The following is a 16077-nucleotide window of genomic DNA, read 5'->3' as shown; positions in this document are numbered from 1 at the left end:
ATAATATATGCACCTTAGAAGCAGCTGTGAGGTTATGAGCAGTCATGATCAGGATTCCACAGAATCCAATATTTCCTGAAAGCTATATGTATCTGCCCTTTTTTTGAAGGTTTCCTGATTATATGTTGTATGAATTTGTTTCAGGACCTTCTTTTTTTTCATAACAAATATGTTCAGATTCCCTTTAAACCGCTCGTCAAAACGGTCAGATGTGTAGAGAGGTGAGCTTGGTCCGGCCCAGCCTAGCTTTTTACCATTATCAAAATTGACGATAATGGTAAGCCCCTCCGGAATCGCCACTCCTTCAATACTCGTTACTTCAAACAATGTAGTATCCCCTCCGCTTCGGACACCGGCATCAATTTCTTCGAAATCTTCCTTGAAGATTTCTTTTAAAATTTTCAGTTGTTCTGCCTTATCACTCATACTGCATTTCTCCTTTCCAAACACTTTTTATAGAACCGCAGCCAGTTTTTATTTCTATGAATAGTATATCATAATCCAGTGTACTCGTGTCTGCTGATATGATATACTTATAAAAATAAATTCAGTATTGCGCTTATTATAAATTGTGAGGATATTCTTATGAGAAAATGTGTTTTCTTTGATGCAGACGGAACAATCTTAGATATCGAAAAAGGAGTCCCATCCGACATAAAGCCGGCCATCCGAAAGCTGACCCAAAACGGCCATCTTGCTTTTTTATGCACCGGAAGAAGCCGGGCTTTCATCCCGAAAGAGGTGGAAGAATTGGGATTTTCGGGTATGATAACCAATCTCGGAGCCTATATGGAATATGAGGGAAACTGTATTTTCCACAGGGAACTTTCCGCTTCTGATGCCAGATTTTCCGTGGACACGCTCCGTAAATGCGGGTTCGTTCCTGTTCTGGAGGGCGCAGATTATATGTACTATGATCAGGACGAATATACGACTGATGTAGATTGGTATGCTGACCTGATTACAAAGGAACTTGGTTCCAGACTTCTTCCGATCAGCGGGAACGAGGATCGGCTCCATTTCAGTAAAATCAGTGCGAAAAAAACTCCCGGCTGTCAGGTGGAGAAAGCCTGCCGGGAGTTGGAACCAATCTTTGATTATATCTGCCATGAAGGCAATTTTGTAGGAAAAACGATTGAATTCATCACAAAAGGCTGTTCAAAAGGTCTGGCTATCGCCGTCATCTGCGGTGTACTGGGAATTGATAAGGCCGATACTTACGCTTTCGGAGACAGCAATAATGATCTTTCCATGTTCGAAGTCGTCCACACCAAGGTTGCTATGGGCAATGCCTCCCGGGAACTGGCCGAAGCGGCTGACTATGTCACGGATACTATGGAACATGAAGGGATTCCAAAGGCTTTAAGACAGCTCGGACTCATTGGAGTATAGGGTTTGGAGACTGCAGAGCGATGCCTGCTTTTATTCAGTAATGTATGGGTTAAATCCCCTCGCCCAGATCTATATACTCCAGAAAATCAAAATCCGCATAGTACTGGTGCCGCACCCTGTCAGCACATGTTATTCCCACCATTGTCCCTGTAAATTCGCCGTATTTACAGTATTCATCAGAAAATTTCGTCGTATCAAATTTCCGGCCGATCTTCTGATAATTTTCTCCGTCACAGCTCCACTCAAACCAGGATTCCCTGCCCTGGATGTAGAGTCTCATGTATACGGGAACATCCTCCACCGGGATTCTCGTATTCAGGAACTCGGTCTTCTCCCCGTTTTCCAGATGAATGATGGAAAGCGCGCTCTGCCCCAGTGTCTCGCTATAATATTTTCTGAGATTGATGTAGTTCATGTTGTCATAATATAGGATCAGCCCGGCACTGTGCTGGTGGACCTCCGGGACGAACTCCATTTTTGTCGTGATTCTTGCATGCACGCTTGTGAGTTTTCTCGCGAGAATACTGACCTTATTCAGAGACGTTCTGGACTCCTGTCCCCGGAGTCTTACATATCCCGGCCTTACTTTTACATCTGCAAATGACTGAGGCATGATCCTCGGTGCATAATACCAGATACCGAGTTCATCTGAATCAAAATCATCGAAATCCGGGATTTGCGGCACCGGATATTCGGGAAGGCTGCTTTCCGGCACTTCCAGCTTCGCCAGATTGCTGCCGTCCGCCATACAAAGCCAGTCATCCTCTGTCCACATCATCTTCTGGATCGCGGTTTCCCGCCCCAGAGTACAGCGCAGCTCCGGTACAAATGGCCGGGACGTGAGATGAACAAGATACACCTCGCCATCTGGCGTTTCCACATAACTTCCATGACCTGATTTCTGCAGGACAGATTCCGGATTATAATACTTCGGTTTCAGATGATCCGGGTCATGCCTTTCATAGGATTCCCCGGGAACCGATGTCACGATCGGATTTTTCGGGTCTTTTTCATATGGTCCCCAGACCTGTTTGGCCCTACCCATTGTGACACAATGATTGTATCCCGTTCCTCCTTCAGCACACATGATGTAATAATATCTGCCTCGTTTTGTCAGGTGTGGTGCCTCAATGCACCCCCTGTCCGTTCCGCCGCTCCAGATTCTCTTCGGATAGCCGAGGATGCTCTTCTGTTTGGGAGAATATTCCACCATACAGATTGCCCCCGGTTTCTCATAGCCTTCGCGCGTTTCCCACTCCAGTGACACGACCCATTTCCTGCCGTCATCATCGTGGAACATGGACGCATCGAATCCTGACGAATGCAGATAAACAGGTTCACTCCACGGCCCCTTGATATCCTTTGCCGTCACCACAAAATTGTCTACATCAAAATACCTTGCATTCATAGAATTCATCACACCATACACAACATAGAACAGATCTTCCTGTTCACAGTATGTCAGGCACGGCGCCCAGATTCCTTTCGCTGATGGAAGTTTCTTCAGGTCAACCTGCACATCATCTGTCAAAACGTGTGTGTAGAGCTCCCAGTTCTTCAAATCGCGGGAATGGTAAACCGGGATTCCCGGAAACCATTCAAATGTAGAAACCGCCAGATAATAGTCTTCCCCTTTCCTGCAAATACACGGGTCCGGGTTAAATCCCGGCAAGATTGGGTTCTGTATCATAATTCGCCCTCCTTTTCATCCTGAAACCAGCCATGTGCAGCGCACTTTCCAAAATCCCACGCATCCCAGCCGATCCATCCTGTTTCATTGACTGTATCCAGAAGCAGCTTATAATTCCAGTAAAAATAACCACTGCCTTTTCTCCATGCCTGAAGCTGTGCCTCTGCCACTGCCCGGTAAATCTCTTTCTTTTCTTCCTCACTATAGGTCTCTTCTCCTGCCCCTTCGATACCGTTTAAAACAGACTGGCCGCCCTTTGTATCACATCCGCATGCCTGTGAGTTAAAGAGACACCATTCTCCGCATATAACCGGAAAATACTGCTGCATCTCATCCACTGCCTTTTCATAATGTTCTTTGATATATTCCACATAGGCATCTTTATTCTGAGGGCATCCATCACTCTCTGCCATCATCAGATACTGGTGTGTATCCAGCACGACATTTTTGAACTCTTCTTCCCTCATAAAGTCTTTCCATGCATAAATATCAAAGCCGTCATGAAATACAATCACCTTATCCTCCGGCAGATATCGACGCATTCTTCGGTAGGCCTCTATATAAAATTTTTTCAGGAACTCAAACGATACCGGCGCACTGCCTGCTGCCATTTCTGCATCTACGGCAGGATAACGCTCTTCAATCTGAAACGTGTCCCATACCGCTGCGGTCAGCGGCTCGTTCACAATCTCGATTCCCCAGAGGCTTTTCCTGTCAGCATACCGCTCAGACAATCTTTCCAGAAGGTTCAGGGTAAACTCCACACTTTCTTCCTGCTGTGCCCATTTACATACCCCGGAAAGGCCGCCGTTGTCAAAACCATTCTGGCTGCCGGGCACTGTATGCAGGTCAATCAGCACTTTCAGCCCGTACTTATCCGCCCAGCAAAATGCCTTATCCAGTTCCTCAATGCAGCCAATAAAGGGTTCACAGTCACCAAAGATAAAGTAAGGGACCGGAATACGCACTGCATTCATTCCGTAAGACTTGATAATGGCAAAGTCCCGTTCTGTAATATATTCACTGCGGTGCACCCTGATCCGCGCCTCATAGACTTCTTTTGTGAGCTGCCTGGGAAGGTAATATTCATCCTCTGCCGTCGTCCCTTCGAACAAAGCCGGATTCATCCACTTTTCCAGTACAAGCCAGTTTCCTAAATTCACACCTTTTATATACATTGCATTCAACCTCGTCTTTCTATGTTAAGCTTCCGCCCGTTTCTTCAGATCCTCGATAATCCCGTCAAATTCCTGATCCAGTTTATAGCCTTTCAGTAAAATGATGATGACCACATAGATCACAATCGGGATAATTGCAAACGCCAGTTTTACTGAGAAAACCGCCCCTGCCGACTGAACCGCAGCCGAATCCACGTAACCGCCCATAGAGATGATGCCTCCCAGGATTGCGGAACCAAGCCCGTTGCCAATCTTATATCCGAAACTGCAGGCACTGTTTACAAGGCCCTCTGTACGGTTGCCTGTCTTCCACTCGCCGTAATCAATCGTATCGGAAACCATCGCCCACATTGTTGCCCCCATGCACGCCGAAGCAACACCGCGCAGTACGCTGCACGCAATAATCAGTACATAATTATCTGTCAGGAGCATCAGGCCGAAACCTATGATGTTCAATACACATCCCACTATCATAACATTTCTTTTGCCCATCTTCTTTACAAAGAAAGCCACGATAAACATCGTCACGATCTGCGCAATATAGACTGCATTCCCGATTGGCGCAACAAGGTTCTTGTCTCCCAGCACCGTCTTTGCAAAATAAACTGTTGCCCCGCCATACAGCGCCATAGACACAAAGATCAGAGCAAGCATGACCGTTACAATAATCCAGTATTTATTTTTCAGGAGGGAAACAAACCCTTCCTTGACCGGAACCGTTTTTTCTTCCCCGTCTTTTACCGCCGGCTTTACACGTTCTTTGCATCCCGCGAAATTAATCAGGAACAGGATAACCGCAATCAGCCCGAACACCCCGAATGTTTTGCTCCAAGCCGCTGCATTGTCCCCGAAAAATTCTACAAATCTTAATGTAAATGTATTGATGAAAAGTGACCCTGCTGTTGCAAGCAGATTACGGAATATACTTAGCACACTTCTCTCATATGGGTTCTGCGTCATCAGTGCGTTTAAAGAAGAATATGGCACATTGATGGCTGTATAGATCACCGTAGAAACCAGGTTATATGTAATGAACACGTACACCAGCTTCGCATTGGAAGCCCAGCTTGCAGGAACCGAAAACAGAAGGATTCCTGCAAGTGCAAACGGAATACACATCCTTAAAATCCACGGCCTCGCCTTACCAAATCTGGAATGAGTCCGGTCAACAATATTTCCCATAATCAGATCACTGACTCCGTCAAAAACACGTGAAACCAGCATGATGATACCAACAGCCCCCGCATTCACACCCGCATAATCTGTATAATACAGAAGCAGAAACCCTGTCATTGCCGTATAAATAATGTTACATCCCGCATCTCCGCATCCAAACGCGAAACGCTCAAAAATGGATAATCCTTTTCTCTTTTTCTGTTCCATCAGAACACTCCTCCTTAATTCCTCTCATCTGTTAATCAGGCAGGTAATTAAGCTTCAGGGCCCCGTAAGCTTTCATTTCCTTTTATGGTTATATTTTAGCAATTCCGGCGGCCGGATATAAGGATGTAAACAAACGAAAAAATAGGTCGATACAAACTTTTTTGTATCGACCCATATTTTTACTTTACTACACCATGCTACTGTGTTCTTGCCTCCCGCGGAGTACATCCGTATACTTCGCGGAACATCCTGCGGAAAACCTTATCATTATAAAATCCATGCTTTGTCTGGATATCTTTGACCGGCATGTTTGTATTCAGAAGATCCACATAAATCTTCTCCAGCCTTACCATATTCAGGTATTCGAGAAAAGTCATCCCCATGTTTGCCTTAAAAAATCTGGAGAAATAAATCTCATTAAGTCCTACCCTTCCCGCTATCTCCGCAATCGAAATCTGCTCCGTATAATGACTCTCCACATACTCCATAATCTCCTGGATACGTTCCAGATTCTTTTGGTTTTTCTGCTGTTCCTTCCGGTCCACTTTGTAAGAGAACGAGTGGATCAGAATATAAATTACCTCAAAGATGAGGCTGTAACACCGAAACACGTACCCTTCCGCCTGAAACTGGTAATTAATCCATAAATCCTGAAGTGTACTGCGGATATTAGCCAGTTTAGTCTGCACCCTTGGATCTTTTGACTCCAGATCCACGGCAAACGAAAAATACCTGATATCCGGCATGAACTTCTCCAGAAATGATGTCGGAATCTGAAGCAGAATCGCCGTATTCCCGTTCATGCAGCGTGTCGAGTGAATACTCATCGGGTTGATCACGACAAAATCATTCTCTCTTAACTTCATTGACCTGTTATTCACCTGAATCTCCAGATCCCCGTGGATCAGATAAACAATCTCAATCCAGTCGTGGAAATGCTTATTAATTACTGTCTGCCCGGGATCAATGAAGAAATCCAGATGCAGGTCAAGCATTTCATTTTTATCAATAAACTCGTGACGGTATTCTTCCATAATGCATCCTCTTCATATAAACAAAAGTGTTTACATAAACCATAGCATAATGAAGGTGATTTATCAATTAATAGCTGTCTACAGCACTTTCCCCACAGCCTCTTTCCAGCCGGTGATCTTTTTTTCTCTTCTTCCTGCCGTCATCTTCGGTGTATATCTTTCCCTCTTCATCTGTTCGAACACATCCGGGGCGAATACCCCCAGCGCGATTCCCGCCGCATAGGCAGCTCCGATCCCAGACAATTCTTCGGCATCCGGCACAAGTACTTCGGCATCCAGGACATCGCTCTGAAACTGCATCAGATACTGGTTTTTTGTAGGTCCGCCGTCGACTCTGAGCTGTACCGCATCCAGCCCGGCATCCTGACTCATGGCCTGAACAATATCCATGATCTGATATGCGATGCATTCGGTACATGCCCGGACGATTTCGGCCCGTCTGGTCGTTCTTGTGATCCCGCTCAGCATCCCCTTTGCACGGCTGTTCCAATAGGGCGCCCCGAGCCCGGTAAACGCCGGAATGAAATAGAGTTCATCGTCTGGTTCTGCTTCCCTGCAGAGACCTTCTGTCTCTCCCGGTGAGCTGATTAACTGGACTTCATCCTTCAGCCAGCTAATGACCGCCCCGGTATAGTTGATATTTCCCTCCAGCACATAATTCACTTTCCCATTTATCTTCCATGCCAGAGAGGTAACCACACCATGTGTGCTCATGACAGGCTTTTCACCTGTGTTCATCATGATAGAAGAACCCGTGCCATAGGTCGTTTTCATCATCCCCGGTTCCAGACACCCCTGCCCGAACAGGGCTCCGTGCGAATCTCCCAGAACCCCGCTGATGGGAACTTCATGAGGCAGCACACCTCCGAAATCCGTCATCCCGAAACAGCTGTCGGAATCACATACCTCAGCCAGACTGTCCGGTGAAATACCGAAGATAGAACAGATGTCTTCATCCCATTTCAATGTATGGATGTTGAACAGCTGTGTTCTGGATGCATTAGAATAATCCGTTTTATAAGCCTTCCCGTTCGTCAGTTTATATACAAGCCACGTGTCAACGGTTCCGAAACAAAGTCTCCCGTCTGCTGCTTTTTCTTTCGCTCCTTCTGTATTTTCCAACAGCCATGCAAACTTGGATGCCGGGAAATACGGGGAAAGTTTCAGCCCCGTGCTTCTGCATATCAGCTCTCCATGACCTTCCTTCTCCACTTTTTCGCAGACACCCTGGGCGCGGGCGCACTGCCATACAATAGCATCTGCCGCAGGTTTCCCGGTTACAGAATCCCAGATCAGAGAGGTTTCCCTCTGATTACTGATTCCTACCCCGGCAACCTTTTCCCTGTCAATATCTGCTTTCTCCAGAAGATCCTTCACAACACGGATAGTATTATGATAAATTTCCTCCGGGTCATGGGACACCCATCCGGATTCATTTACAATCTGCCTGTGGGATAAATCAGAGCGCTCCAGAAGTTTACCCCCGCCGCTGAACAGTAAGGCTTTTGTGCCCTGTGTACTCTGGTCTATACTGATAATATATTGATCCTGCATTTTTGCCTCCTGTAATATGCCGGCAGCCGGTTACGCAATCGCTTCTTTTACTTTGGCTGCAATCCCCTGTGCATTTAATCCGTAGTAATCAAACACTTCCTTTGAAGTCCCTGTAATAACCGGGGCATCCGGAAGAGACATATTCAATACCTTTTTCGGGCACTCCCTTGAGACTACCTGTGCAACCATTGATCCAAGACCTCCGAACGGTGCATGTTCTTCCACCGTAACCACGCCCTTTGCGCCAGATGCCGCCTTAATTACCGCTGCTTCATCCAGTGGTTTCACACAGTACATATCAATCACGGACACATGGATGCCCTCCTTCGCAAGAAGCTCTGCCGCATCTTTTGCAGGACCAACCATTTCCCCGCATGCGATGACCGCTGCGTCTTCACCCTCTGTCACGAATGTAGCCTTATCCATTTCAAACGGCACGTTATTTTCCTCATATACCGCATCTACTGCATTTCTTCCGACACGGATATACGCCGGTTTCTCATCCTCCAGGAGTGCTTCTGTCAGTGCCTTTGTCTGGAGGTAATCGCTCGGGATATAGACACGCATATTGGGGATTGCGCTCATAGCCGCGATATCCTGTGCAGAATGATGGCTCATTCCGAGAGCTCCGTAGCTGACACCGCCGCTGATGCCTATCAGCTTCACATTCGTATTGGAGTATGCGGCATCCACCTTGCACTGTTCATAACTTCTCGTAGACAAAAAACATGCCGGAGAAACTGCATAAGCTTTCTTACCGCATTTTGCAAGACCTGCTGCAATACTGACCAGGTTCTGTTCGGCAATCCCGGTTTCCACGAACTGCTCCGGATACTGGTCTGCAAACGGAGTAAAAGAACCACTCCCTCTGGAATCGCTGCACAGGGCCACAATACTCTTATCCTGAACCGCATGTTCCATCAATACTTCACAAATCATCTGTTTATTTGCTATTTTTCCCATTATTCTGCTGCCTCCTTTGCCTGTTCTAAGTCTTTCATTATCTGTGTATATTCTTCGTCCGTGGGTACTTTATGGTGCCAGGCCGCTTTATTTTCCATGATTGGGGAACCTTTTCCCTTTACCGTGTTAGCAATCAGGACAGTCGGTTTTCCTTTCACTGTCTTTGCTTCTTCAAAAGCCGCTTTCAGTTCATCGATATTATTGCCGTCGGCCACATCGATTACGTACCAGCCAAAGCTTCTGAAACGTTCATGCAGATCATCATGCGCCATTACCTCTTCCGTACCACCTGAAATCTGCAGACGGTTCCTGTCAACCACCGCGCAGAGATTATCCAGCTTATAATGACTTGCCGCCATTGCGCCTTCCCACACAGAACCTTCCGCCAGTTCCCCGTCGCCCATAACGGTATAGACCCTGTAAGACCTGTCATCCATTTTTCCTGCCTTTGCCATCCCTACACAGACCGGAAGTCCATGTCCGAGGGAGCCGGAATTCATTTCGATTCCAGGCAGTTTATTGTTTGGGTGTCCGATGAATTTTGATCCAAACTTACTAAATTCTTTGTGCAGCTGCTCCTTCGGGAAAAAACCTTTTTCTGCCAGAACGGAGTAATAAGCCTCTACAGAATGTCCCTTGCTCATGACAAATAAATCCCTGTCCGGTGAATCCATGTTTTCCGGGCTAATATGCATCTGGTCAAAATACAGCTCTGTCAAAATTTCCATCACACTCATGTCCCCGCCGATATGCCCCGCCTTTCCCGCACGGATCAAATCTACGGTGTCTTCTCTCAGCTTATATGCCAATGCTTTTAAATTCATTCTAATTTCACCTTTCCTTCTATTATTTATGCGTTGTTCCAAACTTGGAATCAGGATCATTCTCCGCGGAGATATGCCCTTACTTCTTCCTCAATCGGATCATACAGATCCGGTTTTACACCTATATATTTACAAGCCTCATAGAGCACCGGCACAACATCTCTGTGGATTCCTACACAGTGGTGAATGTATGGCCCCTCCACAATCTTCGCTTCCAGACGCTTGATATTCTCCACTTCAACCCAGAGATAAGTTCCCATACCCTTCGGGCCGTCCACTCCTTTTGCTCTTCCGAGGAGAAGGGAGTATTCCCCGTTATCCCCGTCAAACCGGCAGAGTGTTACATCACCGTGTTTTGCCTCTGCCGTCAGACTTCCCGGATGATCAAATGCGAGCGGGTAGGTAAGCTTTGGCTTTTCTTTTGCAACAGAAACCGGCCACGGTCCGCAGTGCTGGAGCAGTTCCCCGTTGGCAATATCCGGGTGTCTGATTGTCCAGTCCGCAAAGAACCCCCTCGCCTCATCCATGCCTGCCGCTTCGACCATCAATGCAGTAACCGCACCGTGGATATCCGTTTCACAGACAACCGGGATTCCTTCTTCATTTAAAATCGCATTGGCTGCACACGGCATTACCCCGAGTTCCGTCTGCAGGGCATTCCAGCACTGGATTGCCGCAGCCTGGCAGCCATATTTTGTTACAAGGTGCTTCATGGCAACAGCGAGCGCCGCAACATTTTCTGTCTGGTGCTCCTGAATCTGCACGTCCATCGTCTCGTGGATGTATGCAGTCATCGCTTCCAGTTCACTCTTCTCTGCCTTTACCGCCCTGACTTCTTCTACCAGCTCTGTCATCGGTACCGGCGCCAGCTGGACATTGAATTTCTCCAGAAGCTCTCCTTCGTTGCACATCGTTGTCCAGAAATCAAACGGTCTTGTAGAAATCTGGAGAATCCGGATATTACGGAACGTCTTTACAACATTGCAGACCGCCAGAAAGTCTCTTAAACCCCGCTCAAATACCGGGTCATTCAGACGGCAGTTTGTAAGATATGTAAACGGGATCTGGAATCTCCTGAGTACTTTTCCCGTTGCAAACAGACCGCACTGTGTATCCCTGAGTCTTGTTCCGTCCGGTTCCGGGCGTTCATCCAGCGGTCCCCAGAGGAGAACCGGGACATTCAGTTTCTTCGCCAGCCTTGCACAGACATACTCCGTACCGAAATTACAATGAGGCAGCATCAGGCCATCAACACCCTCTGCAATAAATTTGGCTGCTATTTTCTCGACATCATGATCGTCATACAAAAGCCCTTCTTCATTGATATCTGTAATATCTATGAAATCAATTCCCAGCTCTTCCAGACGTTTTGCTGTCAGCCCCCGGAACTTAACCGCATCCGGTGCACTGAAGATGCTCCTTCTTGTCGGTGCAAAGCCTAACTTAATTTTCTTCATTTTACTTCCTCCTTAACAACGTCCTGTTACATGAACAGGTGAGTGGCTTTTCTTTGTTACTTGCAGTATATAATTCACAAGGCTTAATTTCATCCAATTATTCAGCATAATTAACTTAATTATTAACTTAAGCATTGAAATAATTAAGGAAAGAGTTCATAATGAAGTTACAGCATTTGATTTGGAAAAAAGGAAGGATATTCTTATGACAATTACAGCAAAAGAACTTGCCGGAAAACTGAATCTGTCCGCAGCTGCCGTCTCAATGGCACTGAACAATAAGCCGGGTGTCAGCACGGCAACCCGCAAAATGGTTATGGACGCCGCGGTTGAATATGGTTATGATTTTTCCCGTATATCAGAAAAACACAATGTCACCGGAAATATTTATTTTGTATTATATAAGAAACATGGGGCCGTCGTTGCCGATACCCCGTTCTTCTCCGAACTTTCCGACGGAATCGTACTCGGATGCAAAGAAGCGGGATATAAAGTGAAAATCAGTTATATTTACGGAGATGAAGGAGATGTGGAAGAGCAGCTGGAAGAAATCCAGTATTCCGACTGCGTCGGGATCGTACTCCTCGGGACAGAAATGGCTCCGGAGGACCTGGCTATTTTTCAAAAACTGCCGGTGCCTTTTGTACTTTTAGATACCTATTTTGAAACTGTCGACTGTAATTATGTACTGATCAATAATGTACAGGGCGCTTATCTGGCTGCAAGGCATCTGATTAAAAAGACAAAGAAACAGCCGGGATATTTAAGGTCCTCTTATCCAATCGGAAATTTTGCGGAGAGAAACTCCGGATTTTTCAAGGCGGTCCGATCCTATGGCATGGCCTCTTCAAAGAGTATCGTACATATGCTCACGCCTTCCATTGACGGTGCCTATGCAGATATGAAGGAAATACTCGAAAACAAGGAAGAACTGGCCCCCTGCTATTTTGCAGACAATGACCTCATTGCCGTAGGAGCGATGAAAGCTTTTAAAGAGTATGGCTATTCGATCCCCGGCGATATTTCTATCGTAGGATTTGACAACATCCCCTTAAGCAGGATCGTGGAGCCATCTCTTACGACCATCCACGTGCCCAAGCAGTATATGGGGGAGATGGCGGCACGCCGGCTGGTCACCATCCTGAATGAAAAGGGAGCCAAGCCTGTCAAGATCGAAATTGCCACACAGCTGATAGAACGAAGTTCTGTATAATATAAAAAGGAGGATTGGATTAATCCCACAGGAAGCTGTCTCCCCGAAAACTGATCCGGGAATTATCTCTTTCTACATCGTCGATAGTAGAAACATAAAAATCCAGATACTCTTTCCATGACTTGTGCTTTTTGCTGAACCGGCGCAAGATCCGTTCGTATATCATCTGTGTATTTTCCTGATTGGTTCCCACCAACAGGATTAGATACTGGGTGGGGCTGCATTTTGTAAAAAAGTCAACTCTTCTCAGAGAAAATTTAATGGAATCGTATAGTTCATCCGACATGGCCTCCAAACGCTCTTTATCCTCCGTTAGTCTGTCCGTTCCGTCCGTAATGGTGCAGAGCATCAGGTAGACCGACTGTCCGTTACGCTCAATCATTCGTCTCACGAGCCTGTAGTTATTCTTAAAGCCGAAAAAAGTACAGTAAAGTGCGCCTTCTTCGTAATCACCATCCAGACCGCATTTGATGTCCCCGATATTCCGGGTCTTGAGCCCCATCATGCTGCTCATCTCCCTGTATCGGCTCGTCAGCCTGTCGGATGGACTGGTTCCAAGCTTTTCGAACACTCGCTTCGTTGTTTCCTCATAGATCTGCATGGCCTCCTTGTAACGGTTTAGGGCCATAAGGCAGTCAATTTGTCTCACCTGCCACTCATCCAGCGGGTATATCTCACTGGCTGCAGTACACAGGTTAAGGGCTGCCTCATATTCCTGACGTTTCATCAGGTAATCGCATACTTCTTTCAGGGCGCGGGTATATTGTTTTTTGTATTTTACAGATTCCACCAGAACCCACGCTCCTGAGGAACCTCCTGGAAGGAATTCCCCCCTGTAGATTTCACAGGCCTTTCGCAGGAGTTCTATCCTTGCAGGGGTGTCCTCCTGGTACGCCTGTTCCATCCAGTCAGAAAATTCCTGTGTATCTGTCCGGACTTCCATTGGGGACTGCCATTGGTAAGCCCCATTTTCTATCTTAATATACTCATATTCAGGAAGCCCGGCTTTCACCAGCATCTCATTCAAACGCCGGCATACCGCCTCGAGATCGCCGGACACATCCTCCAGTTCATCCCGATCATACATATCTTCCAGCAATTTCACCCGTGAAATCCCTTTAGCACCACAGAAAAGCAGTATCTGAAGCAGCTTCACGACCCAGCTGTCTGAAGCCTGCCCGAAAGTAATCCGCCTGCCGCCGTATTCCAACGTAAATTCCCCAAACATATGTACATTCATTACCGGTAATCTATTCTCCATCATGCACCTCTCCTATCTATCTGCATGTCAATATTTCTTTGCATATTTTATAATTTTAATGCAATCAGAAGTCACTTTCCACCGAATCTGCAAAGCAGGGCGAAAAAATGACAAAACTGGTCAGTCAATTCTTTTCGCCTCCATTGACATTCTTTAAAAAATCCTGTTACACTAAACCCAGCATGATATGAGGGAGGCTTTCAGATGAAGCAATTACAAAAATTAATAATTGCATTGTTTTTATCTTTGGTTTTATGTGTCCCGTCTGTACTGGCGGTCTTTTATTATACATGGCCAATGGAAGATGTATCTTATGACTTTTCCTTTTTTACGGAAGACGGGCAGGATGGAATGTCAGAAGGTGCGAAGGACTGGACCGTTTATATCCAGAACGGAGAGGATCGGAAAGAATTGACGTCCGATGGTATCGGAGGTTATACAGGACTTGATTATGGCGGACAGACGTTTTATTTTTCCCGTGAACTGACAGAAGATCTCGATAGCCCTGCCCTCCAGATTGGTGTCGTCAACCGGACCATCAGTGTCTTTCTGGATGATACTCTTGTTTATACAGACTGCCCGGAGCTGGATAACCGGATTGGCTGCCTTAAGCTGCCTATGCTGGAGTATGACCGGGCGGAACCGGTAACTGTGTCACTGCCTCTGGATTATGTTGGACGCACACTTACCATTGCGCAGTCGAGCAGCTCTTTATCCGAAAAGCAGGCTGATAGCGAAACCGTTTATCCCTGTGATGTTACTTTATACTGCGGATATTCTTATGAAAGCGGACTGATTGCTTCTTCCGCAAAAACCATGATTCCTGCCGTGCTCCTGTTCGCTCTGGAGTTGTTTCTGCTGGCCGCATTTGTATGGTATGCTTCTCTGGGAACCTTCCTGCCCTCACTGCCGGTCCTTACACTTACTATATTTTTCCTTATGTGCAGCGTACTGATACAGGCAGATTTTGTCATTCAATATCTGGGGGAAGTCCCCATCGACCTGTCAAGGCTGTCCTTCTATCTGGCCATAGGTGCCCTGCTTGCTTTTCTTACATTCTATGCAGGACGTCTGCGTCCATTGTTTGTCATTATAACCGCTTTTCAGTGGGCGAGTGCCATTTTCAGCGTCATTGTCCAAACCGGAAGGGTTCTGCCCTATGGAGACACTTATCTGTTCTTTGTGCTTTTCCCACAAACTTCTGGTCTGCTGGCTATGACGGTACTGCTTATTTGTTCCTTTTACCTCTGGCACAGGGGCAATACATTTTTCCGGCGATTTTCCCATGCTGCCCTGGCGGTTATTTCCGGATACATAGTTTTTATACTAATCAGTATTCCGGTTCAGCCTGATTATATTAATAAGGTATTATCACGGCTTGCAGGAGATTTTTCCCGGCTGGAACCCATTTTTTCTTTAAAATTAGTCTGGTATCTATGCCTGATCTGCAGTCTTTTTGCTATGATTACAGAAATTCTGGAGAAGGAAACGGTCCGAAGGTCAGAAACGGCTATTCTTTCCGCCAGAAATGAACTCGCGCTGGAAAGCTATGAAAACCTGCGCCGCCAGTCTGAAGAAATGATGATGCTCCGGCATGATATGTCCAGACATTATGAAATGCTCCGCTCAATGGCAAAGGAAACGCCGGAAAGAATAAACGATTATCTGGATGAATTAGTTGAACAGGTACAGAATGTGCGTCCCGTAGTGGCGAGTGGAAACCCCGTGCTGGATATTATCATTAACGGAAAACTCAGTACCGCTGCCAGCAAAGACATTTCCGTAGAAATTGTACGTTCCGATGCACCGGAAAAACTTCCCCTTGCAGATACGGAACTATGCTGCCTTATGATGAACATCCTTGACAATGCCATCAGTGCCGCATCGGTTCCGGGTATTACAAATCCATATATCAAGCTGGATTTTCACTGTAAAGAACAGCATTTTGTATTTTCCTGTGAAAACTCTCTGTGTGTAAAAACATCAGATTATAAAAAAATACCCATGCACACACATGGGTATGGATTGAAAATTATACAGCAGATTATGGAACGCTGGGGTGAAATGGTGTCCGTGGAGCAGGATGAAAGCCACTACAAAGTTTCTATAGTCATCCCTCTGGCCTAAT

General features: G+C 46.3%; 13 protein-coding genes. 3 read left to right on the top strand and 10 right to left on the bottom strand.

The features are described 5' to 3' along the window. Positions 1 to 48: 48 nt before the first annotated feature. Entirely contained in the window at positions 49 to 426 is a 378-nt protein-coding gene (locus ABIN22_RS21155; RefSeq protein WP_346911036.1) for a hypothetical protein, read from the bottom strand. Positions 427 to 585: 159 nt separating this feature from the next. Here ABIN22_RS21155 and ABIN22_RS21150 point away from each other — a divergent pair, with 159 nt between their 5' ends. Beyond that, positions 586 to 1392 carry an HAD family hydrolase gene (locus ABIN22_RS21150; RefSeq protein WP_346911034.1) on the top strand — a complete coding sequence of 269 codons (807 nt, stop codon included), beginning with the start codon at positions 586 to 588 and terminating at the stop codon, positions 1390 to 1392. Between the two features lie 49 nt (positions 1393 to 1441). Here ABIN22_RS21150 and ABIN22_RS21145 read toward each other — a convergent pair whose 3' ends face one another. From ABIN22_RS21145 to ABIN22_RS21110, 8 genes are all read right to left on the bottom strand, one after another. Next, positions 1442 to 3082 (bottom strand): glycoside hydrolase family 43 protein, encoded by a 1641-nt coding sequence (locus ABIN22_RS21145; protein WP_346911032.1) that lies wholly within the window; start codon positions 3080 to 3082, stop codon positions 1442 to 1444. Beyond that, a complete protein-coding gene (locus ABIN22_RS21140) occupies positions 3079 to 4260 on the bottom strand; it encodes a glycoside hydrolase family 5 protein (protein ID WP_346911030.1) in 1182 nt (393 codons plus the stop codon). Before ABIN22_RS21140 ends, ABIN22_RS21145 begins: the two co-directional genes overlap by 4 nt. Positions 4261 to 4284: 24 nt before the next feature. Next, positions 4285 to 5643, bottom strand: coding sequence for an MFS transporter (locus ABIN22_RS21135; RefSeq protein ID WP_346911028.1), 1359 nt, complete (start codon positions 5641 to 5643; stop codon positions 4285 to 4287). Positions 5644 to 5840: 197 nt separating this feature from the next. Then, on the bottom strand, positions 5841 to 6677 hold the full coding sequence (locus ABIN22_RS21130) for an AraC family transcriptional regulator (protein WP_346911026.1): 837 nt from the start codon (positions 6675 to 6677) through the stop codon (positions 5841 to 5843). Positions 6678 to 6755: 78 nt separating this feature from the next. Then, positions 6756 to 8231: an FGGY-family carbohydrate kinase gene (locus ABIN22_RS21125; protein WP_346911024.1), complete on the bottom strand. Its 1476-nt coding sequence runs from the start codon at positions 8229 to 8231 to the stop codon at positions 6756 to 6758. Between the two features lie 30 nt (positions 8232 to 8261). Beyond that, positions 8262 to 9194: a transketolase family protein gene (locus ABIN22_RS21120; protein WP_346911022.1), complete on the bottom strand. Its 933-nt coding sequence runs from the start codon at positions 9192 to 9194 to the stop codon at positions 8262 to 8264. Then, entirely contained in the window at positions 9194 to 10018 is an 825-nt protein-coding gene (locus ABIN22_RS21115; RefSeq protein WP_346911020.1) for a transketolase, read from the bottom strand. Before ABIN22_RS21115 ends, ABIN22_RS21120 begins: the two co-directional genes overlap by 1 nt. Positions 10019 to 10074: 56 nt before the next feature. Further along, positions 10075 to 11475: an L-fucose/L-arabinose isomerase family protein gene (locus tag ABIN22_RS21110; RefSeq protein ID WP_346911018.1), complete on the bottom strand. Its 1401-nt coding sequence runs from the start codon at positions 11473 to 11475 to the stop codon at positions 10075 to 10077. 205 nt (positions 11476 to 11680) lie between these two features. On the opposite strand from ABIN22_RS21110, the gene ABIN22_RS21105 reads away from it, so the two are divergent. After that, positions 11681 to 12688 carry a LacI family DNA-binding transcriptional regulator gene (locus tag ABIN22_RS21105; protein ID WP_109731369.1) on the top strand — a complete coding sequence of 336 codons (1008 nt, stop codon included), beginning with the start codon at positions 11681 to 11683 and terminating at the stop codon, positions 12686 to 12688. Positions 12689 to 12707: 19 nt separating this feature from the next. On the opposite strand, the gene ABIN22_RS21100 is transcribed toward ABIN22_RS21105, so the two are convergent. Next, positions 12708 to 13952, bottom strand: coding sequence for an AfsR/SARP family transcriptional regulator (locus ABIN22_RS21100; protein ID WP_346911016.1), 1245 nt, complete (start codon positions 13950 to 13952; stop codon positions 12708 to 12710). Positions 13953 to 14153: 201 nt separating this feature from the next. Here ABIN22_RS21100 and ABIN22_RS21095 point away from each other — a divergent pair, with 201 nt between their 5' ends. Further along, the gene (locus ABIN22_RS21095; RefSeq protein ID WP_346911014.1) at positions 14154 to 16076 is read left to right on the top strand and encodes a GHKL domain-containing protein; all 1923 of its coding nucleotides are present in this window, start codon (positions 14154 to 14156) and stop codon (positions 16074 to 16076) included. Position 16077 lies beyond the last annotated feature (1 nt).

Origin of the sequence: Faecalicatena orotica, from assembly GCF_905197545.1 — a bacterium.
In the GTDB taxonomy this organism is placed as follows: domain Bacteria; phylum Bacillota; class Clostridia; order Lachnospirales; family Lachnospiraceae; genus Faecalicatena_A; species Faecalicatena_A orotica.
This window is presented reverse-complemented; position numbering and strand designations above follow the sequence as displayed.